At 36.8% G+C, this 22,572-nt stretch carries 18 protein-coding genes; 5 read left to right on the forward strand and 13 right to left on the reverse strand.

What is annotated here, in order from left to right; all coding sequences use genetic code 11:
- Positions 1–144 precede the first annotated feature (144 nt).
- Complete coding sequence (locus tag Q8S11_RS13785; protein ID WP_305662699.1) at positions 145–303, forward strand: hypothetical protein; 159 nt, start codon at positions 145–147, stop codon at positions 301–303.
- A gap of 16 nt (positions 304–319) precedes the next feature.
- Here Q8S11_RS13785 and Q8S11_RS13790 read toward each other — a convergent pair whose 3' ends face one another.
- Together Q8S11_RS13790 and Q8S11_RS13795 are read right to left on the reverse strand one after the other, a co-directional pair.
- Entirely contained in the window at positions 320–1,357 is a 1,038-nt protein-coding gene (locus Q8S11_RS13790; RefSeq protein ID WP_305662700.1) for a PAS domain S-box protein, read from the reverse strand.
- Positions 1,358–1,435: 78 nt separating this feature from the next.
- Positions 1,436–5,671, reverse strand: coding sequence for a PAS domain S-box protein (locus tag Q8S11_RS13795; protein WP_305662701.1), 4,236 nt, complete (start codon positions 5,669–5,671; stop codon positions 1,436–1,438).
- A gap of 371 nt (positions 5,672–6,042) precedes the next feature.
- Between Q8S11_RS13795 and Q8S11_RS13800 the strand changes: the two genes are divergently transcribed.
- The gene (locus tag Q8S11_RS13800) at positions 6,043–7,320 is read left to right on the forward strand and encodes a YaiO family outer membrane beta-barrel protein (protein ID WP_305662702.1); all 1,278 of its coding nucleotides are present in this window, start codon (positions 6,043–6,045) and stop codon (positions 7,318–7,320) included.
- A gap of 2 nt (positions 7,321–7,322) precedes the next feature.
- Here Q8S11_RS13800 and Q8S11_RS13805 read toward each other — a convergent pair whose 3' ends face one another.
- From Q8S11_RS13805 to Q8S11_RS13815, 3 genes are all read right to left on the reverse strand, one after another.
- Positions 7,323–8,627, reverse strand: a complete 1,305-nt coding sequence (locus Q8S11_RS13805) for a glycosyltransferase family 2 protein (RefSeq protein ID WP_305662703.1) — start codon at positions 8,625–8,627, stop codon at positions 7,323–7,325.
- A gap of 116 nt (positions 8,628–8,743) precedes the next feature.
- A complete protein-coding gene (locus Q8S11_RS13810; RefSeq protein WP_305662704.1) occupies positions 8,744–9,703 on the reverse strand; it encodes a HEAT repeat domain-containing protein in 960 nt (319 codons plus the stop codon).
- Between the two features lie 197 nt (positions 9,704–9,900).
- A complete protein-coding gene (locus tag Q8S11_RS13815; protein ID WP_305662705.1) occupies positions 9,901–10,269 on the reverse strand; it encodes a response regulator transcription factor in 369 nt (122 codons plus the stop codon).
- A 165-nt stretch (positions 10,270–10,434) separates the two neighbouring features.
- On the opposite strand from Q8S11_RS13815, the gene Q8S11_RS13820 reads away from it, so the two are divergent.
- Complete coding sequence (locus tag Q8S11_RS13820; protein ID WP_305662706.1) at positions 10,435–11,571, forward strand: GAF domain-containing sensor histidine kinase; 1,137 nt, start codon at positions 10,435–10,437, stop codon at positions 11,569–11,571.
- An 8-nt stretch (positions 11,572–11,579) separates the two neighbouring features.
- Here Q8S11_RS13820 and Q8S11_RS13825 read toward each other — a convergent pair whose 3' ends face one another.
- The 7 genes from Q8S11_RS13825 to Q8S11_RS13855 all read right to left on the reverse strand — a co-directional run bounded on the left by Q8S11_RS13825 (position 11,580) and on the right by Q8S11_RS13855 (position 19,287).
- Complete coding sequence (locus tag Q8S11_RS13825) at positions 11,580–13,760, reverse strand: DUF4838 domain-containing protein (RefSeq protein ID WP_305662707.1); 2,181 nt, start codon at positions 13,758–13,760, stop codon at positions 11,580–11,582.
- A 209-nt stretch (positions 13,761–13,969) separates the two neighbouring features.
- Positions 13,970–14,653, reverse strand: coding sequence for a MarR family winged helix-turn-helix transcriptional regulator (locus tag Q8S11_RS13830; RefSeq protein WP_305662708.1), 684 nt, complete (start codon positions 14,651–14,653; stop codon positions 13,970–13,972).
- A 19-nt stretch (positions 14,654–14,672) separates the two neighbouring features.
- Positions 14,673–15,917 carry an NAD(P)/FAD-dependent oxidoreductase gene (locus Q8S11_RS13835; RefSeq protein ID WP_305662709.1) on the reverse strand — a complete coding sequence of 415 codons (1,245 nt, stop codon included), beginning with the start codon at positions 15,915–15,917 and terminating at the stop codon, positions 14,673–14,675.
- 30 nt (positions 15,918–15,947) lie between these two features.
- On the reverse strand, positions 15,948–16,559 hold the full coding sequence (locus Q8S11_RS13840) for a flavin reductase family protein (protein WP_305662710.1): 612 nt from the start codon (positions 16,557–16,559) through the stop codon (positions 15,948–15,950).
- Positions 16,560–16,561: 2 nt separating this feature from the next.
- On the reverse strand, positions 16,562–17,278 hold the full coding sequence (locus Q8S11_RS13845) for an SDR family NAD(P)-dependent oxidoreductase (RefSeq protein ID WP_305662711.1): 717 nt from the start codon (positions 17,276–17,278) through the stop codon (positions 16,562–16,564).
- A complete protein-coding gene (folE, locus tag Q8S11_RS13850) occupies positions 17,278–17,964 on the reverse strand; it encodes a GTP cyclohydrolase I FolE (RefSeq protein WP_305662712.1) in 687 nt (228 codons plus the stop codon). The genes Q8S11_RS13845 and folE overlap by 1 nt, the downstream gene beginning before the upstream one ends.
- Positions 17,965–18,078: 114 nt before the next feature.
- The gene (locus Q8S11_RS13855) at positions 18,079–19,287 is read right to left on the reverse strand and encodes a GAF domain-containing sensor histidine kinase (RefSeq protein WP_305662713.1); all 1,209 of its coding nucleotides are present in this window, start codon (positions 19,285–19,287) and stop codon (positions 18,079–18,081) included.
- A gap of 267 nt (positions 19,288–19,554) precedes the next feature.
- Here Q8S11_RS13855 and Q8S11_RS13860 point away from each other — a divergent pair, with 267 nt between their 5' ends.
- On the forward strand, positions 19,555–20,847 hold the full coding sequence (locus Q8S11_RS13860) for a M20/M25/M40 family metallo-hydrolase (RefSeq protein ID WP_305662714.1): 1,293 nt from the start codon (positions 19,555–19,557) through the stop codon (positions 20,845–20,847).
- Between the two features lie 6 nt (positions 20,848–20,853).
- Here Q8S11_RS13860 and bcp read toward each other — a convergent pair whose 3' ends face one another.
- Positions 20,854–21,381, reverse strand: coding sequence for a thioredoxin-dependent thiol peroxidase (gene bcp, locus Q8S11_RS13865; RefSeq protein ID WP_371135172.1), 528 nt, complete (start codon positions 21,379–21,381; stop codon positions 20,854–20,856).
- 234 nt (positions 21,382–21,615) lie between these two features.
- Here bcp and Q8S11_RS13870 point away from each other — a divergent pair, with 234 nt between their 5' ends.
- On the forward strand, positions 21,616–22,530 hold the full coding sequence (locus tag Q8S11_RS13870; RefSeq protein WP_305662715.1) for a sugar phosphate isomerase/epimerase: 915 nt from the start codon (positions 21,616–21,618) through the stop codon (positions 22,528–22,530).
- Positions 22,531–22,572 lie beyond the last annotated feature (42 nt).

Raw genomic sequence — 22,572 nt, forward strand, 5'->3', positions numbered from 1 at the left:
ACAATTTTAACAATAAGTTAATTAATTGATTTGCAGAATTAATCGTGTATAAAGCTATTTTTTATGCATATCTTGACTCGAGAAGCAATAATCAGGTGCTTTATCAAAGAAAGTATACATATTGACAACGCTTAATTTATAGCAATGGAAACAAATTACTTCATCATAGCATTGGCTTTGATAGTGGCGTTAATCGTCCTTTTCCTACTAATCTGGAAGAACCGAAAAGACCAAAAAGCATTTGAACAGAAAATGAATCAGCAAAGTATTGATCCTGAGCAACATAAGGAAGAAAGAATTTAAGTATCTTTGAGCATTATCAGTTTTTAAAATTCTTGTATTCCTGATTATAAGCGTTTGCTTTTGTAATAATCTCTTTGATTATATCCTCAAGTTCATAGGCAGATTGATACAGATAATCATACATTTCTATTTTCAGACTTTCCGAAACTTCCGGGGTTTTGATCAGATCAACTAAACCCATAAGGCGTGCTATTGGTGCCCTTACAACATGCGATTGAATCCATGAAATCTCACTCAGTCTTATGTTTTGGCCTTCAATTTTATTGACGTAATTAATTTGATCTGTAACATTTTGAGCGAGTATTAACTTTGCATCAAGCCCCTGATAATTGATAAATGAACTTTGAATTTCAACATATATAATTTCTCCATTTTTTTTCTGATGCCTGAATCTGTTCCGGAACGGATAGTCCGGGCTACCTTTCGGCAAACGGAGTGCAGCATTTAAAATCGGAATATCTTCCTCAGGTCGTATTTGTTCAAGAGTCATAGATAAAAATTCCTCAAGGCTATAGCCATATTGTTCAATTGCCGCCTGATTAACATTGAGAAATTTAAGAGTTCCAATCTGGAAGACCCACATTGGCTGCGGATTTAAGTGGAACAGATCACTATACCTTTTTTCAGATTTTTCAAGTTCGAATAATGATTTCCTGCGTTCAATGTTATATACAATGCTTTTATAAAGAGATAGTGCATTTAGATCATCCTTGAGAAGGTAATCATACACTCCCATAGTTAAGGATTTTACACTAAAATTAAAATCTGTAAAACCTGTGAGTACAATAATTGGGGTACCCATACATATTTTCAGTATCGCCTGAATTAAATCAATCCTCTCCATATCTGGCAGGCTAAGATCAAGTAAAATCAGATCGAAACGCTTACAATCCTTTTCTCTGAAAAGGCTTTTTACTTCTTTAAAGCTTCCTGCCTGCGAAATCAAAGGAACAGAAATATATTCTTTGATATAGTCTTGAATCAGGAAATAGTCGCCCGGATTATCTTCAACAATCAAAAAATTATATGGATGGTTATCCTTAGGTCGGGGCATTTCTATCGCTTAGGAAGTTGAACTATATTAATCCAAAAATCTTCAATTTTTGTAAAATAATTCCTGCAGAATGATAGACTAAGCAATTTTCAGGGATTTAGGTATTGTAAAGTAAAATGTACTTCCTTTTCCTTCAGTAGATTCGACCCATATTTTTCCTCCCATATTATCTAGAAGTTTTCGACAAATTGCCAGTCCCATACCTGTACCTGAATACTCGTCCTTATTGTGAAGCCTTTGAAAAATAATGAATATTTTATCAAAATAATCCTCCGAAATGCCAATCCCATTATCTTTAACTGAAAAACGTATCTCATCTTCAGATTCCTCAGCATTAAGTTCAATTATTGGATTTGATTCTTTAGAACTGTATTTAAGGCTATTGGAAATTAAATTTTGAAGTAATTGCCTGATGGCTGCCTTTGGTGCATTAATTATTGGTAAGCTATGAACCCTTAATTCAGCTTTTTTATCCTGAATTTCTTTCCCTAATAAGAGTAATATTTCATCAATCACCTCATTTACATTGACCAGTTCGAGTGCTTGATCAAATCGGCCTGCACGCGAAAAGTCCAGCAAATCAAGTATAATCTGTCTCATTCTTTTCGCGCCATCTACTGCAAAGTGTATATACTGATGAGCCTTGTGATCAAGTTTGTCGGAATACTTTTTCTCTAATTGGGACAAAAAACCTGAAATCATTCTCAAAGGTTCCTGCAGATCATGAGAAGCAACATAGGCAAACTGTTCCAGTTCCCGGTTAGAAATAGCCAATTCTTTAACATGTATTCTCAAAATATCGTTTATTTCTTTCATTTGATCTTCATGTATTTTACGTTCCGTTATATCTTTGAAATAAACTGACAGACCTTCACCAGAGGGGTAGGCACTAATCTCATACCATTTTTTCATAGGTTCATAATAGTCTTCAAAATTAACTACCTGCCCGGTTTCAATTGCCTTTTGATAATACTGATATGATAAAGAATTCTGACTTTTAGAAAATATGTCCCATAGGTATTGATTGATCATTTGTTGCTTTTTGGGGCCCAGTAGTTTCTCGGCTTCCTTGTTCCAATACGTTACAATCCAATCCCTGTCAACAGCAAAAAAACCATCCCCAATACTTTCGAGTATCTGATTACGCTCATCAAAGGCCAGTTGCAATTCATTTTTAGCTTTCACCCGCTCAGAGATATCAATCCCTACGCATTGAATCTCCAAAGGTTGATTCTCAGCTCCGGTCAAACAGATAAAATCCCATAAAGTCGTAATGATTTTCCCTTTTACCTGTGATGGTTTATCAAGTTCAACCTGAAAGACTTTATTGGGATGTTTAAAACACTTCTCGACGACTTCATAAACTCGCGGGTGGTGGTAATCCATAACTGCATTCATCGAAGGCTGTCCCAACATATCTGAGTCAGGATACAGCCATCCAAATTCCTGATGGTATTTATTATTGCAATAAGATAAATTACCCTCCAGATCTGTCCTGAACATAAAATTGGTTTGTGATTCAATAATACCGCGGTAGCGGGATTCACTAACCATCAATCTTTCCATAGCAAGATGAGACTCGGTAATATCTTGTGTAGTACCTTCAAAAACAAGAATCTTTCCGTTTTCGTCCCTGATCAAATTTCCTTTAGCATGAATCCACTTTATAGACCCATCGGGCAAGAGGATACGGTGACGGATATCATGATCTCCTTCTCCATTCAAAGCCTTTTTCCTACTTGCAAGAAATGCCTTACGATCTTCATGATGAATACTGCTTATCAGATAATCATAATCTAATTTCACCTTAGACTTATCGAGACCCCATATCTCATATAGTTCGTCCGACCAGTATAAAAATTTTGTATCGGGAACCGATTGCCAATAGCCAACACGTGCAATTTTCTGTGCAGTCAACAATTTAGTTTCATTTTCCTTAAGCTGTTGAAACATCCTGTCTTTCTCAGTAATGTCATTATGTACTACCATCATACAGGCACGCCCCATATAATCAAAACGATGTCCGGAAACCTCTGACTTGATCAAATCTCCATTTACTTTGATTTGCCAAAAAGTGCCAAAAGAAATTGTACCTCTATTAGCCTCAACACCTGCATGCGCTGAAATAACTTTCTCTGACTCCTGTTTGGTGTATAAGTCCATGATAGACATACTAAGTATTCTCTTTAGAGAATATCCATAATGCATCAGAGCTGTATCATTACAATCAAGGATCCGGAAACTATTCAAATCATAAATAAACTGTGGAAGAGGGCTCGACTGAAACAGTAATTTATATTTTTCTTCTGATTCCTGCAGCCGTTTTAAGATTATCTTTTTGTCGGTAACATCGGTTATCGTTACAAAAACGCCGATCACTTTATTGAATTCATCAAGGGCAGATTTATAGTGAAGCGAGAAAACAACCTTATCCGTACCCTGGAGCGGAATAACCAGTTCCGACTCCTCCTCTTTCCCCATTAATACCCTCTGATATCTTTCAAATACTTCTGTAACCCTGCCGGGAGCAACATAATCCATAATGGATTTGTCCTTTTCAACCTCCCGCCCAAAATATTTTTTGTATAATCGGTTAAATTGTTGATTAAACGATACAATTTTCAGTTCTGTATTTAATAAAACGAAACTTTCTTCAGAATTGTTCATCAGAAGATTCATTTCAATTTCAGATTGACGCTTTTCTGTTACATCCCTGAAATTATCCACAATTCCATTAATTTCGGGATCATGCAAAAGATTAGTTATTGTGGCTTCGAGCCATCGCCAGGAACCATCTTTATGTTTTGCCCTGGATGTGTGTCCGGCAATAGGAATTCCGGGTTTATTCATACATTCCTGCATCTTTTTAACTACTCCCTGCCGATCGTCAGAATGCAAAAGTTCAAACAAATTTAATTTCAGGGCCTCTTCTTCAGAATAACCCAAAATGTTCTTTACAGTGGGCGAAACATAAGTGGGTGTACCCATTACATCCAGAATAACAATGGCATCTGCACCATTTTCAACCAAACTACGATAGCGGCGCTCTTTAACTTTTAACTCTGCTTCTGTTCTTTTTATATCAGTAACATCTTTAGCAACGCAATACAATCTGGCAGATGGAGTATCCCATCTAACTGACCATAACAGATTAATAATTGTTCCGTCCTTTCTGATATAACGATTCTCGAAATTGGATATTTCGATTCCTCTGATAATCTCCTCAGCCGCCCTAACCGTAAGGGCAATATCTTCTGGATGTACAAAATCTAAAGCTCTGATGCCCTTAAGTTCAGAAGGTTTATATCCTAAAATCTGAGTTGAGGCAGCACTAATATCAAGAAACTCTCCAGACTCGTTCATCGTACAAATAATGTCAGGCGAAGAGTCCATAATAGCTTGAAATGCTGCTACTGCCTCCTTATATGCTCTTAAATTTTCGGTTTCTGAGGTAATGTCCCTGCTATAACAGGCCACACCAAACTGCTTGTTATTGTCATCTTTGATAGGTGAAAATGAAACTATTGTATAAATCCTTTCACCACTAACCGGATCTGAACTTTCTCGATTTACCTTGAACTCATTTCCATTAAATGCCTTTAAATAGAGTTTATTCCATTCTGAGACCAGCTGATCACCAAATGCCCTATTAAGTAAAGAATCGCCCTCCTTAACTTCTTTACCTGTCTTCAACACAAATGACCGGATAAATGCCTGATTAGCTGCAATTAATCTGCAATCCATATCCACAGACCAGATCAGGTCTGAAGAAGAATTAATAAGAGCTTCCTGGTTAATTTTAGTGCGTTCAATTTCATAGGCCTGATTTGCAACTTCAGAAAGAATGGTTTCAAAAAGCTCATATTTTAGTTTGAGTCCTTTTCCATTGTCGTTTAATTCACTCTCAGGCAAAATCCCTGTATCAGAACCAGTTTGCTTATGCCAATACTGTAAAATATATAAATCAGTACTTCCCTTTGAAGATAAAGGAATATGTTCCAGTCGAAAGTGTTCTCCAAGAACGGATAAATCATCTATCTGTTCTTTATGCAGATTTTTAAATTGCTTGTTTTGAAGTACTTTAGAGTTTGATTTAAATAAATTATCAATTTGCCTGGCCTCTTTTTCCTTGAGTCCCATTTTGGCGTATACTATAGATGGGGATTTATCAGATATTTCGACTTCTAATAAGTGGAATTGCTCCACAAAAGAAGTACTGCATCGAAGTATATTAAGCCCTGAACTATCCTGTCCTATTAGCAAAGCAGGAATCGGGTTGGATTTAATAACTTCGAATAATATGGATTTGTTCATATCATATTAAATATAGCATAAATTAATAGCGGTTCTTAAACAAAAAGGTAAAAGGTAAAACCCCATAATGAATGTAAAGTAGAAAATGAGGTTTTCAGAAATTCCTGGATTTGTCCATTTGCGATGTTAGCAATTTTTCGTCAGGTACCCTCCATTTTATTGAAATAATAAAACAAAGATGAACCAGAAATTCTATGTGTAGGAAAACAGAAAGGCAAGGTTCTACTTTTAAGCATTAATCAAATTGCCTGAATTTTCATAAATTGCAACAGTATAATTCATATTAATACCAGCCTCTCAAACATCACCTGAATTTTAACGTTAAAAATCTGATGGAGCATAGCAACATAGAATTTCATCCGGCAAAAAAAATGTCCTTAACAGAAATTAATTACTCCCTGGTACTAAGAGGAATACTTTGCTTAATCGTTTTATTTTCTCTCAGTACGATCAAAATTTCAGCCCAGGAAACCGAAAGTTCAGATGAACTTTTTATAAAAGCCAGAAAACTTGCTTTCGACGACAAAAATTATATTAAAGCAATAGCTTTAACCAAACAGGCCTTAATACAGAGTCCGGACTATGCCGATATCAGAATATTTTTAGGCCGCTTGTATACCTGGACAGACAAGCCAGACAGTGCGAGAATTGAATTTAAAAAAGTACTCGAAAAGAACCAGGGCTATGAAGACCTTTATCTCGCCTATGGTTCAATGGAATACTGGAACAAAAATCCTGAGGAGGCCTTTAAAATAGTTTCTGAGGGAATAAGATACAATGAAAAATCAGAAAGCCTGTTATTACTCGGCGCGAAAATATTTCTGGATCTAAAGAAATTTGAGGAGGCGAACCTCACACTAAGACATCTCCTGAAGCTTTATCCAAATTCAACTCAGGCACGTGCACTGGCTGGCACACTAGGGAATATTGGATCCAAAAACAGAATTGGCTTTAGTTATGATTATGTATATTTCGATAAACAATTTGATGACCCCTGGCATTTAGGGAGTATTGATTACAGCAGGCAAACAGGAATTGGTCCCTTAACTGCAAGAGTAAATTTTGCTAACAGGTTTAAGACCAATGGCACACAGTTAGAACTTGATTTTTACCCAAGAATTTCCAACACGTTTTATGCCTATATGAGCGGAGGATATTCGGGCAATGTTGGCGTATTTCCGGAATATCGTGCAGGATTTTCATTGTATGCAAATCTGCCTTCAGCATTTGAGGCCGAAGCTGGATTCAGGATGTTGAGTTTTAATGACCAGACCTGGATCTATACGGCTTCATTAGGTAAATACCATGAAAATTTCTGGTTTAATCTAAGGACATTCCTTAGCCCATCTAGTAATGATATCTCACAGTCTGTAGCGTTCAGTACGCGCTACTACTTTGGTGGAGCCAATGATTTCCTGAGTCTAGTAGTTGGAACCGGCCTTTCGCCTGACAACCCAAGAAATAACCTGCTCTATAATAATGGCAATACCTATAAGTTGAAATCAAATAATATTTCCTTAGGATATCGCAAAAGCATTAAAACTACAAATATTCTCATCTTTAAAGCTTCCCTTGAAAACCAGCAATATTTACCGGATACAAGAGGTAATCAGCTGGAATTAGGGATTGGATATATGAAACTATTTTAAAGCTATTTTTTCGCGCCCGACAAACCTGCCCTTGTCATTTCACCCCAGGAGGATTTTTTTCTCAAAAAATCAATGTTACCCATAATTGCCGACCATACTCCAAAAGGATGTAAAATTACAGGCTCCAAAATTGCCGTTAGAAATAAACGAATCATATCCTTCGGCTCTTTATATTGATTATAGGTGCGTACCTCCATCAGAATTGCAAAAACTGAATACAAAATCCCGAAAGTATAAATCATAAGTAACAGGGACAAGAAGTTTAAAAAATTCACAAGTCCAAAAATAACTGATATGATAAAATAAATTATTCCCATGAACTCAATTATTGGTGCTAGAAATTCAAAAAAGAACCAATATGGATAGCTTAACATCCCCATTAAATGATATTTAGGATTTAAAAACATCACTTTATGAATCTTTAGTGTTTCTATTGTACCTCTGGTCCATCGGTTTCTCTGCCTTCCCAAAATTTTAAAATCTGAAGGCGCTTCTGTCCAGCAAAGGGGATCCGGTATAAAACTAACTCTGTAAGGAAGTTTCATTTCTTCCATATATCGACGCATCCTTACAACCAGTTCCATGTCCTCCCCAACTGTTTTATGGTTATAACCGCCACATTTAATCGCAATCTCTTTATCAAATGCACCAAAAGCGCCGGAGATCAGCATCAAACCACCCAAACGGCTCCAGGCCATCCTTCCGAGCAGAAATGCACGGATGTACTCTAAGGTCTGCATCCTGGGCAATAATTGATCAGGCAGATGTACCTTTATCAAGCGACCGTCAGCAATTTCACAACCATTGGCAATCCTAACCACGCCACCGGTGGCAATCACTCTGTGACTGGCAGATTCAAGAAAAGGTTTTACCAGCTTCAATATGGCATCCTGTTCAAGGATACAATCTACATCAATGCAAACTATATAATCATTTTTGGAAATATTGATTCCAACATTTAGTGCATCTGCTTTTCCCCCGTTCTCCTTATCAACTACAATCAGTTTATTATATATAGGATTCCTGCTTTTATATACTCCACGTATGGGCTTGGTACTAAGCCTCTCATCAACAAAGTGTTCTGAATTAAAGAGTTCGTAAGCCTGAATTAGTTTTTCCAGGCTGTCGTCTTTACTACCATCATTGATAATGATAACTTCCATGTTGCTATAATAAATGGAAAGCAGGGAACGCACATTTTCAATTATATTTGCCCCTTCATTATAGGCAGGTGCAAGAATGCTGATATGGGGTGAATCTGAAGAATTAGCAAGCAAACGATAATTTGTAAAACTATTCTTATTCATATACTTTTTAAGCTCTCCGATCGAAAAAAGTCCTATGAAAATGTAACCGCTAATCAGAATAACAGAAAAAGAAAGAAGAAAAGTTGTGAAAACAGTAATAATTAAATCAAGCCAATTCATGCCGCTTCCTCCTGTATTTGTGCAATAATTTGTGTAAGCGGGTATTGACTTGAAGCAGGATGGGATTGAATAGCCTCTATCCCGACCTGCCCTATTGCCGCCAGAGCCTTCGCTGAAGCAAGCTTCACCGCATCAACTTCATCCGAAAGAAGGCTTACTAAAAAGGGAATTTCAGTATCTGTACTAACCGACTCAAGTGTTCGCAGAATTGCCAATTGATTATTAGCTGTCTCAGAAAAATAAATATCTGTTAAAATTGCTGCCGACTTCTCACTAGGCAGATTTTTTAAAACTGATATCGCCTTTTGTCTGACCATTGGATTATTATGCCTTAGACAGACAACTACCTGATCAAAGAGTTCAAACCGGTGATAGTTTTTCACAAGATTTAATGCAAAAAGCACAATGGTATCATTTTTGGATTCCAGCCATACCTCAATTCCGGTAAAATGCTCTGTTGGTAAACTGGCCAATTGATCCAGTAATTTAATTTGCTGCCATTTAGTAATCGGATAAGTTGCATTATCCAGAAAACGCAGCCCTTCAAAACCATAAAATTTTAAAATGGCATTATGAGCTTCTACGCGAATTAAACCACGTTCATGATCAACAAATTCGAATATTCTGTGTTTATATTCATCCAGTTCCATTACCCCGATTTGTTGAATAGCGGATGCTATTTTATACCATGAAGAACTATTCAGCATTTTCAGAACCTGTTTATCAAAGTTTAATTGTCTGAATAGCCTTGTCAGATTATCTGAAGCGGCACCTGACATATTTAGCTTTACAGCAATTAATTTTTGAATAAGGGTTTTCCGAAAGTTAGTATTGTGCAAGTGTTTAGCCATTCCGAAAGGTAACTCAATGTTTGTCCGGGATACTATATCCAACAGTTCAGCGGTCTGATCACCATCCGGGTTATCATCTTCATGGAAGATAACTTTGTAAATCATATCATCAGTCAAAGTATTCCATCGGTCTGTTTGCTTTTGCCTCGCTCTCAGAATCCCCTGATAAATTAAGATGTATATGAATAAAACAACAATAAAAAAAGAAAACAGAATTGCAGCAATCAAAGGAAAGGGTAATCCTGAGAAAAAATCAATTTGAATATTTAAATCGGATAGCCTCAAAAGTATTATATTAAAGCCTAACTTTTTACACTATCAGCGAAGCGACGGATACGTACAGATAATTCATTCGGACTGAACGGTTTTGTAATATAATCATCGGCACCGAGCCGAAAAGCTTCTAATATAACACTTTCCTGCCCCATCCCCGATAATACAATAACCTTAATTTTATCAGGATATTTTTGCTTTACTGAACCCACGATCTCCAAACCTGTCGAATAGGGCATCATTATATCCGTAATTACCAGGTCAGGCATATACTGATCAATTAAGTCTAATGCGGCCTTACCATCACGGGCCAGGAAAATTTCATGTCCATCACGCTTCAACCGAAATTCAAGTGTTTTCAACATTAATTCATCGTCTTCAGCAATTACAATTTTCATTTCAGGCAGATATTTCCAGATGTAACTTTTGATTGTGGTCTAAAAAAGCAAAATTTAGACTCAAAAATACATTTATTTGAAGATTTTGAGCAGATTTCAGATTAAAAACAAAATAATTAAAATAATTATTGATCTAAGTATATTTACGTTCCAAATTATTATTTAATGATTCAGCCATTACCGCTTAATGAAGCGAAAAGAATTCTTAGTCTTTCAAACCTTGATGTCGATTACAGCACATTAGAAGATAATTTTAAGCATCTGATGAAACTGGCATCCAGGCTAACAGACATGGATGTTACCCTATTAAATCTGGTAGATTCCTATACTCAATGGACTATAGCACAACATGGCATTCAATTACCATCAATGCCCAGAGAGGAATGCGTATGTCAGTATACGATAGTTCAGGATCAAGGTTTCGAAATCAAAGATCTTTCTACTGATACCCGATTTGAGCAGGCTTCTTATGTTAAAAACGATCCAAAGTTACGCTATTACTATGGTGTGCCGTTAGAAATGAGCAATGGGGTAAATATTGGTTCTCTTTGTGTGATGAATCGAGAAATAAAAATTCTCAGTAATGATAAAATAGATCTTTTAAAGATCATTGCAGAGGAAATAGTCTGTAAATTAAAAGATTTCCAAAAAATTAATGAGTTAAAAAATGAGCTATCTGATGCAATTAAAATGCAACGTAAAATCGCTCATGATATTAGAAACCCACTAGCCGGAATAATTGGGATTTCTGATATACTCATTGAGCCTGATGAAGAACACGATCAGGAAGAAGTTTTACACTGTCTTAAACTTATTAATAATAGTAGCAAATCAATCCTTGAGATTGCAGACAACATCTCAATGGAACTCTTTGATAAAGTGAGTCACTCGCACAGTTTTAACCTTGAAGCACTCGCCGAACGAATTAACCACCTGTATTTACCTCTCGCAAAAAACAAAAAATTAATTCTTGAATTTACCATTGATAAGAGCAAAGAGCATATTCACTTCTCAAAAAATAAACTCCTTCAAATAATTGGAAGTCCTGTTTCAAGTGCTATTAAATTAAGTAAACCGGGTGCTTTGATTAAAATCCAGCTTGGACTTACTATACAATCTGACCGAAATATACTACAGGTTCAGATCAATAGTAACGATCCTATAAGTCGCGAAATTAGCCCTGAAAGTATTGTATTAAATTTCACTAAGGAGCTTATTGAAAGTAAGGATGGAACGCTCCATTTTGAGTATAATGAGCTGGAAGGACTATCTTATAAATTAAGTATTCCCCAGTCAGGCTGAAACAACTCTTATTCAACAATTATTTCATCTATCATTAACCAGGGTTTCCGGTCTTTTCGGTTGCGCCAGGAAGGTATTTCAGTTTGATTGATCGCTGTTATTTTTATGTAACGAGCTTTTGTTTTACTCAGATCAAAACTAAATTTCCTGATCGGTGCTGAAACATCTTCAAAGGGTCCCTCTATAAGCAGACTTGCTGCCTGTTTGTAGCTTTTACCATCATCTGATAATTCTATGCATATTTCCTTAGGCAAAAACATATAATGCCGGTGATTCTCTAGAAATGACATTTCAATTTTGTTGATCCGGATTTGAGTTTCCATGTCGATTTCGACTTTCATATCAGTTTCATTCCACCCAAGCCAGTTGTACTGAAAATCCTCTGTACCACTAGTTCCATCAACAAGTGTCCTTGCTCCTTTGCTTACAAATTCCGGATTGTTTTCAGTTAATAATCTTACTGGTTTATTTAATGCTTTATGAATGACAGGGCCGGTTCTAAAAATATGCTCCCATTCTTTCAAATATTGTTCAGGACTAAATCCAGACTCATTTAATTGAGTGATCTGATTGTCTCTGGCCGACTCATAAAAATATTGAACCTTTCTTCTGATCTCCTCTCTGACCACCCAGTTTTTATTCTGTTTTATGAAAACTCCATTCTGATCAATTCCAAAAAATCTGGCTTGTTGTAAAACTGCAAAATGCAAAGGCAAAGAAACCATTTGAACCCGTTTTGTTAATTCAATATCTCCTTTAACAAGAGTTTCTGCCGTATCCAGAATATGTAGATATTCAGTAAGTAGTTGAGGACTAAGGTAAGTTTGATAAGGCATTATAGGGTTATCGTAAATATCCATTCTTTTCCATGAGGCACGAACATGCTCATGAATGAGGTCTATGTATTGGCCGACATAAACTCCGGCATTTCCATAATAGTTATTTAGGAATTCTGTTTTAATTTTATCTGTGTCTGAATCTTTATCCCAAAGAAGCTTTGATAAAATATATGTCCTCAACTCAGCCAGTTCTCCTGGAATCTCAACGCTGCCCTGTATAAAAAAACCATCTGCCTGCTTTTTAGAAAAGTAATCAAAATTAGGCTTCAGTGTATGCAGGTTTGGAAAGGGGCTGATATAATTCGTGAACTGTACGACATAATCCCAAACAATAATATTTGAAGTCAGTTTCTCCCATCCATTGTAATCCTTTCTAATTTTTTCTGAACGTGGATCAGTATCAAGCGGCTTGCTGCGGTTAATATCGATTGCAGAAAACATGATATTTACATTCGGCAGCGGCTTAAGACCTACAGGTGGTTTTCTGGAATACGTATAAGCAAGAGTCGAAATCGTTTTATCAGGAAAGTTTGCAGCAACCAGATTTACAAAAGTTAACAAAGATCCCTGATTACTTTCATGCCTCTTATTCAAGGCGGAGCACTGATTACATTCACAGGCTCCGATATCGTCATTCTGACTTAGAGACCAATATTTTAATGCAGCAGCATCAGTAATCCTTTTACCCAATTCATTTACTACTATCTTTAAAACATCAGGGTTTGTCAGGCATAATTGCATTGCTCTTCTTTCCCCATTTACCAAACTGAAATATTCGGGATGTTGATTGAAGTACTGCGCGGGGGAAAGCAACTTAAAAAACGAATGGCCCCATAAACCCCATTTATCTTCGATGCGATTTAGTTTATGCCAGTCAAGATATTCCTGATCAGTTTCTGCATCCCAATAGTGTAATGATCTGAAATTAATTTCCGGGTTTTGAAGATCATTTATGACCGGCAGTACGATTGAGCCCTGTTTAGGAATCAGTGAAAATCTGGAAGAATATTTTCTGCAACCCATATATGTTTCCAGAAAAGTGTATACACCATACAGTGTACCTTTTCCTTTACCTGAAATAATAAGTTTATTGGATTTGGTGGCTATCAGAAACCCATCATTTTGAATACTCTCATTTACCTCAATACGACCGGTATTTCCAATTAATATCTCCAATTCAGAAGGGGGCAAACTATCATCAATAATCGGAATTAATGCCCCGGAAATTTGATGAAGATAATTCTGTAAGATAATAGACGCAGACAGTTCATGAACGGAGGCATTCTTTGACCTGACAATTGAATATCCAGACCTCCCATTTTCAACCAGGGTAATGGAAAAAGACATCATTGGTATAAATGAAAATATAAGAACACAGAGAAAGCGAAAATCAATCATAGGAAAACAATGAATTCTCATAATCAAAGGAAAACTGCGCTTCCCAGAACCAAAATATATGAAATAAAAATGCTTAATAGCGAGCCTGCGCTATTTTCTAAACTAGGAAAAAATAGTAATTATGCCGAAAATAACGGTTTTATATTAAAAATTAGTGGAAATTAATATTTACTGTTTAAAGCCATTGAGCGAATATCCTCTTTGGTATTAATAACCTTTTCTTCATGTAGTTGAAAATGAAATGTTTCAAGCTTTTGAAGCAGATATTGTAGCTTCAGTTTCTCTGAATAACATAAATTCCCTGTAACCATTTTCCCAACATAGTTCATATCATCAAACACCCGATGTAAAAGCTCCTTTCCAATTTCAGTGATTGAAATTCTCCGGGAACGTTTATCTGCCGGATCATCCCATTGTTTAACAAGACCTGCAGTGAGTAAACGGCGTATGACTTCGGTTCCTGAAGTTTTTTCCTGTATATTTCTACTGATCAATTCGCCTTTAGTGAGACTTTCGTGAGTTAATAATATGGCAAGGGCGGTAAAATCTTCCGGACTTTGTAAAGGTGTACCTTCCAACGTTTTCTTGATATATGATTTTGCATAACGGCTCATATAAACGAACAGACGTCCAATGGCATTGTCAATTTGATAGGCCAATTCCTGCGTTTCTTCCTCCATTTCACCAAATCGAATATCGGATGAACCAAGGGAATTGTCCGAATGCTCCAGTTGATTGATTAGGAATCCTGAAAAATCACTCAGGCATAATTCCCTGCCATTGCTGTCTCGTTCAAATTCTTCAACGAGATCCAGGAGCTGATGTATAAATTTATAGCTTTTCATTTGAGTCTTAAATTCAGTTTTATATGGATAGGATGGCCTCTGCTGCCAATCTTCCGCTCTTCATAGCTGCATTAATTGAACCGTTCATTAAATGATCCCCACAGATAAAAGTTGAGTCATTTATCCGCATTGAAGAAGGAAGAATATCATTTGTAACGTGCTTATTATCAGGAAGTGCATAAGGAATAGTATAAGTTTTTAAATGTTCCCAGTTCATACAGTCTGGGTACCAGAATTTTAACTCATCCTTAATTTTAAATTCAAGGGATTCAGGTTCAATAAGTAGCTGCTTATCAGTAAGTGAGACCGAAATCAGCGATTTACCTTCAGGAGCATAATCTGCAGAAACATTACTCATTACCGCAATATTGTTTACCAGCCTATTTGAATTTGCATTTAAAGCGATTAAAGCTTTATGATAGGGTGCCTTTTCAGTTGAAAAATATAGACATGTCACCGATTTTTTATCGATAGGAATACGTTGAAATGGCGCCGGAATACAGTCAGCAGCAGTTGCAATAAGAATAATTCCGGCTTTATAGTTCCTTTCTGAAGCAGTTCGAACCTCATTGCCATCTATACTTAAAACACGTTCATTAAGTATTAATTCTTCTGCTGAAAGTCCGGAAGATAGTTGTGCTGAAATCATCCCCATGCCCCTAGCCGGTATTGCAGTATCTGCTTCACTAAACATTTTAAATACAAACTCAAACATACGGGAAGATGTTTCCAGTTTTTGTTCCAGATAAATCCCCGACATAAAAGGAGTAAAAAAGTTAGAAATTATTCTTTCACTAAAACCTGCATTTCTTAAATATTGTAAGGTTGTGGTTTCCTGCTTTGAAAAAATTTCATCAATGCTAATATCAGCCAGCTTTAAACGAAGAAAAAGTAGTCTGAATTTATCAGGCAGACTGCCAACAGGAGATTTTAGAGTGCGAATCAAGGATCCTATTTCTCTCAAAGGATCACCTATTTCGTCAATTCCGGAATTACTAAAAATGATAGAACCCGGACTAAAAGAACGGAGATCCAGTGCTTTATAGTCCAGAAAGTTCCTTGCTTCCGGGTATGCAGTTAGTAAAACCTGAAAGCCCCTGTCAAAAAGATATCCATTTACTTTATCAGTCCTGACCCTTCCGCCCGGGGCATCAGAAGCTTCCAGTATCTTTACTTTACGACCAGCCAATTTTAATACACGAGCGGCAGTCAGACCTGCAAGACCTGAGCCTATGATTAAGATATCGCTTGGGCTAGTATTCAAAACCTCAATTAAAATTTGATAAAAGATGGATTAAACAAACTTTGCATAAGCTAATCTACCTAAATGTTCTGTTGTAAAATAGCTGTCCAATCCTGCAACAGTAAGGGTTCCAGCATTAATATGATCTACATAACCATCGGCTGCAACAATTCCATCATCCATCAAAACATGGACTATTTCACCGATCAGAATCTTAGTATTGTTCAATGATACATCAATAATTTCACGAAGCTCTAATCCAATTTTGACACTGGATTCTAGCACAAAAGGGGCCTTGAATGGATCCATATAAAACTCTTTAAAACCACATGGTTCAAACTCAGATACACCTGATGGAAAGCGGGCACTGGTTTGATGAGCCTGTTGAAAATGGTCTGGCAATACATTATTAAGGGTATATTCCTGGGTTTGAATTATATTCTGCAGTGAGTCGTGGTCATTACTGTCTGGTCTGAATACCATACCCAACAAAGGGGGATTGGCTCCAACATGAAAAATCGAATTAAACAAGCCCAGATTACTGATCCCATCTTTATTTGCAGTACCCAGCATATGCAGCGATTTATAACCCGGTAAACTATTAATGAAAGTAGTCCGGTAACGCTTTTCCATAGCTGAGATATGGCTTTGATTAAAGTTCATTTTTACAAAGTTTTTAAATTCCCCATACCTCCATCAATTCCCAAGACCTGTCCGCTTATCCACCCGCTTTCATCCGATAATAGAAACGAAATTGCAGAGGCAATATCTTCAGGTTTTCCAATTCTACCAAGCGGATGTCGCTTTGCAGAGGCTTCACGTTTCTCGGGAGTATTCAATAAATTACCCGCAAGAGAAGTATCCGTTAATGAAGGTGCAACCACATTAACCCTGATATTTTGGGAGGCAAACTCGGCAGCGAGTGACAGGGCCAGACTTTCAACCCCACCTTTAGCGGCCGCGATACTGGCATGATAAGGCATACCTGTTTTAGCGGCGACCGAGCTTATCAACACGATTGATGCTACGCCAGAATTTTTCAATGACCTGTATGCCAGCTGAATGGATCGGGCGGCTCCCGTTACATTCAATCTGTAATCTTGTATAAAATCATCTTCAGTATAACGGCTGAAAGGTTTAAGATTAATGCTTCCTACTGCATAAACCAAACCATGCAAATTATCAGGTAACTGTTCCGCAATCAAATCAAGGTTTGTTAAGACATCTACAGGTATATGAATCAGTCCATCGGGCCAATCTTCAGATTTGGTTCTCGAGGCATTGTATACCTGGGCTCCCAGCGTAGACAGCATATTGACCAATTTGAGTCCGATGCCTGAACTACCACCCACAACGAGTATATTTTTACCTTTAAAATTCATTATCCGATGTGCTTTAAAAACTCGTTTCTGGTTTCGGGCGACAAAAACCTCCCACTGTATTCGGCTGTAATTGTTGAGCTATTCATATCACGTATACCCCTCGACGAAACACAATGATGATGGGCATCAATAACTACAGCCACGTCTTCAGTCCCCAATGCTTCTTTTATCTCATTTGCAATCTGAATAGTTAGTCTTTCCTGAACTTGCGGACGCTGGGAATAATATTGTACAATCCGATTGAGCTTAGATAAACCAATAACTTTTCCATTACTCATGTAAGCAATATGCGCTTTCCCCGTAATCGGAACAAAATGATGTTCACAATTACTGTAAACCGCAATATTACGTTCCACCAGCATCTGATTATATTTGTAATGGTTCTCAAATAAAGTGACTGAAGGTTTACCCGCAGGATTTAGTCCGCTAAAGATCTCCTTAACATACATTTTTGCTACTCTTTTAGGGGTTTCTCTCAAACTGTCGTCATTGAGATCCAAACCGAGAATATTCATGATATGACTGAAATGCTTCTCAATAAGCAGAATTTTAGTTTCATCATCCAGGTCAAATGCATCCTCACGCATTGGAGTATCAACAGAAACTGAAATATGACTTTCAGCCATCAGGTTTAATAAATCCTGTTCTGTAGTACCCAGGATAGTATTGGGAATATTTTTATCCATTGTATATTTTCGTATTAATTCTATACAATTATAACAAAAACATTCTAATTAAGTTAAATGGAAAAGTCGCTAAAATGTCAAATAATCAACTATTAAAAAACAAATTCCTTCAATCTAAGACACATTTGCATTAATCATTACTTCAAATACGGATCCTTCACCGGGTACAGAACTTATATTAAGTTTACCATTCAAACCATAAATCAGATGTTTGATTAGTTGCAAACCAAAACCATAGCCTTTCTCGCCATCAGTTCCATTTTCTGATGAAGCACTTCCATTGAGAATAACATCTATTTTCTCAAGGCTTAAACCTTCACCGGTATCCTTTACCTTGATGTTTAAATTATTACTTGACTGTGAAACATCCATATCCAATTCCACGATGACCTTACCACCATTGGGAGTAAATTTGATCGCATTAGAAATCAGGTTTCCTGTAATCTGAAGCAATTTGTTTTTTGGAAAAGGTACCCCCATGGCCCGAGGATTGATATTTACTTCAAAGTGAATATTTTTTGACTTTGCCTGAGGAAGATATAACTTTTGAAGTTTATCCTTGAAGGATTGCATATTCAATTCATTTCCTTTAAAAGCAACTGTTTTTTCTTTGTCGGCACTTAAAATTTCATCGGCAAGTTCAAGAATTGACTTTCCACTTTTGTGAATGAGGTTAATGAACTCAAGTACTTCATCTATTTTGTTTTCCTTCCCTTGTTCGCTGATCATTTCTGTTAGTCCAATTATTCCTCCTAAAGGTCCGCGTATATCATGAACTACCTTGTTTTGAGTTGCTTGAACTTCCTTTACTTTATTTCTTAAGCCTTCAATAGCTTTATATGCTTTCAGACGGTTAACAATTTCGTCAGCTATAATCCTCAAAAGTTCTTCTTTCTCTGGTGAGATTGTTCTCGTTTCTCTGTCCATTACACAAAGTGCTCCAATATTAAAGCCATCTGATTTCAATGGAATACCATAATAATATCGCAGTTTTTCTTCGCCGGCCACATAAAATCTTTCCAAAAAACGCTCATCTTTAGAAAGATCTTCAACCTCAAGAGCAGAGTCTTCAGAAGCTATCAGGTATTGACAAACTGATTCTTCTCTAGGCATTTGCTCAACATCTATACCATAATTTGTGATGGTCCATTGGGTATAAGAGTCGATCAGATTAACCAAAGAAATTGGCGTACCAGCAACTCTTGCAGCCAATTTGGCTAAATCTTTGAATTTATCCTGAAAATTGGAATAATCGAGATTGAAATCAGAGAGGTTCAGTACTCTTTCAAATTCATTTTTTAGAATTGGCGAATCTAAAGTCATATTTGTATGTTAATTGTGGGATTAATTTAGAATTGAAATGACAAAAAAAAATCATTTCAACAAATTGAATCAGATTAAGTGAAAAAATTTCATTTCCTTCAAATCTACTAGCTATATATACCAATAAGCAGGCCAGTATGTGATTTTATGACTATAATCGCATATTAAATTGGCAAATGACCTCAAGAATTGATCTTCGGAATAAAAAACCAAATAAAAACGTTCAGATATTATAACTTTAACCAATTGATCCTAAATCCACGATTAGTGAAAAACATATCCCTGATATTTCTATTTCTGTTCGGGATGCTATCTGTGAGTGCGCAGAATCAAAAAGCATCTCATACTCAAGCCATATACAAAGATCAGCTCGAAAAAATCAGCGGTAATACAAAAATCAAAAAGGCTTTTGAGATTATTCAGCAATTGGAACCAACAACTACAAAAGAGTTGATAGAACTTACTGAAATTCCTGCTCCCCCTTTTATGGAGCAAAAAAGGGCCGAACGATTTAGGGAAATGCTTAAGAATGCAGGTATTGATTCTGTTTGGATAGATGAGGCAGGAAATGTTCTTGCATTGCGAAAAGGAACAGGAAATGGCAAGACGGTTCTGATTGAAGGACATTTAGACACGGTTTTTCCTTTAGATACCGATGTCAAAGTAAAAATGAAGGGGGATACGCTATTTGCACCGGGCATAGCTGATGACACCAGGGCACTTAGCGTAGTTCTTACAGTAGTTAAAGCAATGAACAAGACAAAAATCTCAACAGAATCTGATATTTTATTTGCCGGAACAGTTGGTGAAGAAGGTTTGGGTGATTTGCGGGGAATCAAACATCTATTCAAACCGGGGAACCTGAAGATCGATTCGCATATTGCCCTGGATGGAGGCGACATTGGAGGACTGGTAACAAATGGTTTAGGATCGGTACGATATAAAATAACATTTAATGGGCCGGGCGGTCATTCATGGGGTGCTTTTGGATTGGCCAATCCTCATCACGCTATGGGAAAGGCGATCGACTATTTTAATACGGCCGCCTCAAAATTTGTCGAAGATGGTCCAAAAACCACCTATAATGTTGGCAGAATTGGAGGCGGAACTTCAGTAAACTCCATACCTTTTGAAACCTGGATGGAGGTAGATATGCGCTCACTGAGTCCGGAAAAGTTGACTGGTCTGGAACAAATCTTGTTAAATCAGGTAAAAAAGGCCCTGGATGATTACAATTCTGGTATCAAAAACGGGGCAAAACTTACCGCTCAATTTGAAAAAATAGGGGAAAGACCTTCCGGAGTACAGACAGAGGACCTCCCGCTTATTCAGAGAGCAATGGCAGCAATTGAATATTTTAAAGCAATACCCTCATTAGGTACAGGTTCTACAAATTCAAATATCCCGATTTCCCTTAGTATACCCAGCATTACGATTGGAAGAGGAGGAAAAGGTGGAAACTCTCATTCCCTGGATGAATGGTGGATCAACGAAAATGGAGCTGAAGCTATAAAATTTGCATTATTAATCCTGATCGCAGAAGCTGGTTTGGCTCCATAATGTAATCTATTTCTTTTTTAAAGTCAGTATCTGACCTGCGTGATTTTTGGTATCAATTTCAGTGATCACTTTATTGATATAACCCTCTTTATTAATCAAAAAAGTAGTCCTGGTAGTACTAAAAGATTTTACTCCATTTCTTTCTTTCTCTGTCCAGACACCATATTTTGTCACAATTGATTTATCTGTATCAGCTAAAAGCGAAAAAGGCAAATTATTTTTTGCAATAAAATCCCGGTGAGAAGCCTCATCGTCGATACTCACACCCAGAATAGTATAACCTTCTTTCTTTAACTCTTTAAAATTATCTCGTAAACTACAGGCCTGTGCAGTACAACCTGAAGTATTATCCTTTGGATAAAAATACAATACGAGCTTTTTGCCTTTAAACTGTTTCAGGGAAACAGTTTTTCCGTTCTGATCCCGGGATATGAAGTCAGGCGCTTTGTCACCAGCTTTTAATTTGGTCTGTGCCTGCATAAGCCCCGGAGCAATCATGCCCAGAAACAATACTAAAGAGAATAATGATTTCATGGATTTGCTTTTTTATAAAAATACGGATTTTGAAAGAATTAGAATTGTAATTGTTCAGTTACCTACTATCAGTTGTCTGTTGCCGGTTGTCTGTTGTCGGTGAAATTTTGGTTCATTTGACAATCAATTTATAATGCTCAATCGATTTCCATTCGTAATTGCTAATTCGTAATTGTTAATTCGTAATTCGTAATTAATTTATCAAATTTATAACTCAGAAATCTATAAAATATCATGGTATACTCACGGAAACAGTTTTTGCAAAATTCAGCCATTTTATTAGCAGCAGCAATGTGCAGTTCAGCCTTCACAAGCAAAAAAAACATGCCACTTTTAGCATTTTCTACATTAGGTTGCCCCGACTGGTCTTTTCAGCAAATTGTGAATTTTGCGGCTGAACATGGCTTTTCAGGTTTAGAAATCCGTGGCATAAAACGTCAGATGGATCTTACCTTATGTGATGAATTCAGCAGTCCTGAGAAAATCAGAGCTACACTTTCATTGATGGCTGAAAAAAACCTGAAGTTCATCAACCTTGGAGCCTCTGCCAAAATGCATTTTCATGAGGGTTCTGAAAGAGAGAAGAATCTGGAAGAAGCAAAATCTTTTATTGACCTGGCACAAAAAATCAATTGCCCATTCGTGAGGGTATTTCCCGACAAATTTCCAAAAGAAAGGGAACGTGAAGCAACAATTCGTACTGTTGCAGAGAATCTGCTGATTCTGGGGCAATACGCAAAAAGCCGGAATGTTACTGTTTTACTGGAAACCCATGGTGATTTTTCAGGATCTGAGGATATCTTAAAAGTGCTGAAAATTGCAAAACATCCAAATGTCGGACTGGTTTGGGATATTGCAAACATGTGGACCATCACCAAAGAAGCCCCATTGGAAGTTTATAAAAAATTAAAGAAACACATACATCATACCCATATTAAAGATGCAAAATTGATTGGGGATAAACTACAATATACCTTACTCGGGCAAGGTGATGTACCCATGTTTGAAGCCATAGATATTTTATCAAATGACGGATATAAGGGCTATTATAGCTTTGAATGGGAAAAATTATGGCATCCTGAAATTGCTGAGCCGGAGATCGCGATTTCGCATTATGCTAAAGCTATGAAGGAGCACTTTAGTAATTGAGAGTTGACAGTTGAAAATGGAAAAATAAACAAATGATTTTTT

The sequence above is a fragment of the Daejeonella sp. genome (genome assembly GCF_030695525.1).
Taxonomy (GTDB): domain Bacteria; phylum Bacteroidota; class Bacteroidia; order Sphingobacteriales; family Sphingobacteriaceae; genus Daejeonella.

Bases quoted from the DNA above. Each gene is read 5' to 3' on its own strand.
- Q8S11_RS13785 (WP_305662699.1), top strand. From the start codon at position 145: ATGGAAACAAATTACTTCATCATAGCATTGGCTTTGATAGTGGCGTTA.
- Q8S11_RS13790 (WP_305662700.1), bottom strand. From the start codon at position 1,357: ATGCCCCGACCTAAGGATAACCATCCATATAATTTTTTGATTGTTGAA.
- Q8S11_RS13795 (WP_305662701.1), bottom strand. From the start codon at position 5,671: ATGAACAAATCCATATTATTCGAAGTTATTAAATCCAACCCGATTCCT.
- Q8S11_RS13800 (WP_305662702.1), top strand. From the start codon at position 6,043: ATGTCCTTAACAGAAATTAATTACTCCCTGGTACTAAGAGGAATACTT.
- Q8S11_RS13805 (WP_305662703.1), bottom strand. From the start codon at position 8,627: ATGAATAAGAATAGTTTTACAAATTATCGTTTGCTTGCTAATTCTTCA.
- Q8S11_RS13810 (WP_305662704.1), bottom strand. From the start codon at position 9,703: ATGATTTACAAAGTTATCTTCCATGAAGATGATAACCCGGATGGTGAT.
- Q8S11_RS13815 (WP_305662705.1), bottom strand. From the start codon at position 10,269: ATGAAAATTGTAATTGCTGAAGACGATGAATTAATGTTGAAAACACTT.
- Q8S11_RS13820 (WP_305662706.1), top strand. From the start codon at position 10,435: ATGATTCAGCCATTACCGCTTAATGAAGCGAAAAGAATTCTTAGTCTT.
- Q8S11_RS13825 (WP_305662707.1), bottom strand. From the start codon at position 13,760: ATGATGTCTTTTTCCATTACCCTGGTTGAAAATGGGAGGTCTGGATAT.
- Q8S11_RS13830 (WP_305662708.1), bottom strand. From the start codon at position 14,653: ATGAAAAGCTATAAATTTATACATCAGCTCCTGGATCTCGTTGAAGAA.
- Q8S11_RS13840 (WP_305662710.1), bottom strand. From the start codon at position 16,559: ATGAACTTTAATCAAAGCCATATCTCAGCTATGGAAAAGCGTTACCGG.
- Q8S11_RS13845 (WP_305662711.1), bottom strand. From the start codon at position 17,278: ATGAATTTTAAAGGTAAAAATATACTCGTTGTGGGTGGTAGTTCAGGC.
- folE (WP_305662712.1), bottom strand. From the start codon at position 17,964: ATGGATAAAAATATTCCCAATACTATCCTGGGTACTACAGAACAGGAT.
- Q8S11_RS13855 (WP_305662713.1), bottom strand. From the start codon at position 19,287: ATGACTTTAGATTCGCCAATTCTAAAAAATGAATTTGAAAGAGTACTG.
- bcp (WP_371135172.1), bottom strand. From the start codon at position 21,381: ATGAAATCATTATTCTCTTTAGTATTGTTTCTGGGCATGATTGCTCCG.
- Q8S11_RS13870 (WP_305662715.1), top strand. From the start codon at position 21,616: ATGGTATACTCACGGAAACAGTTTTTGCAAAATTCAGCCATTTTATTA.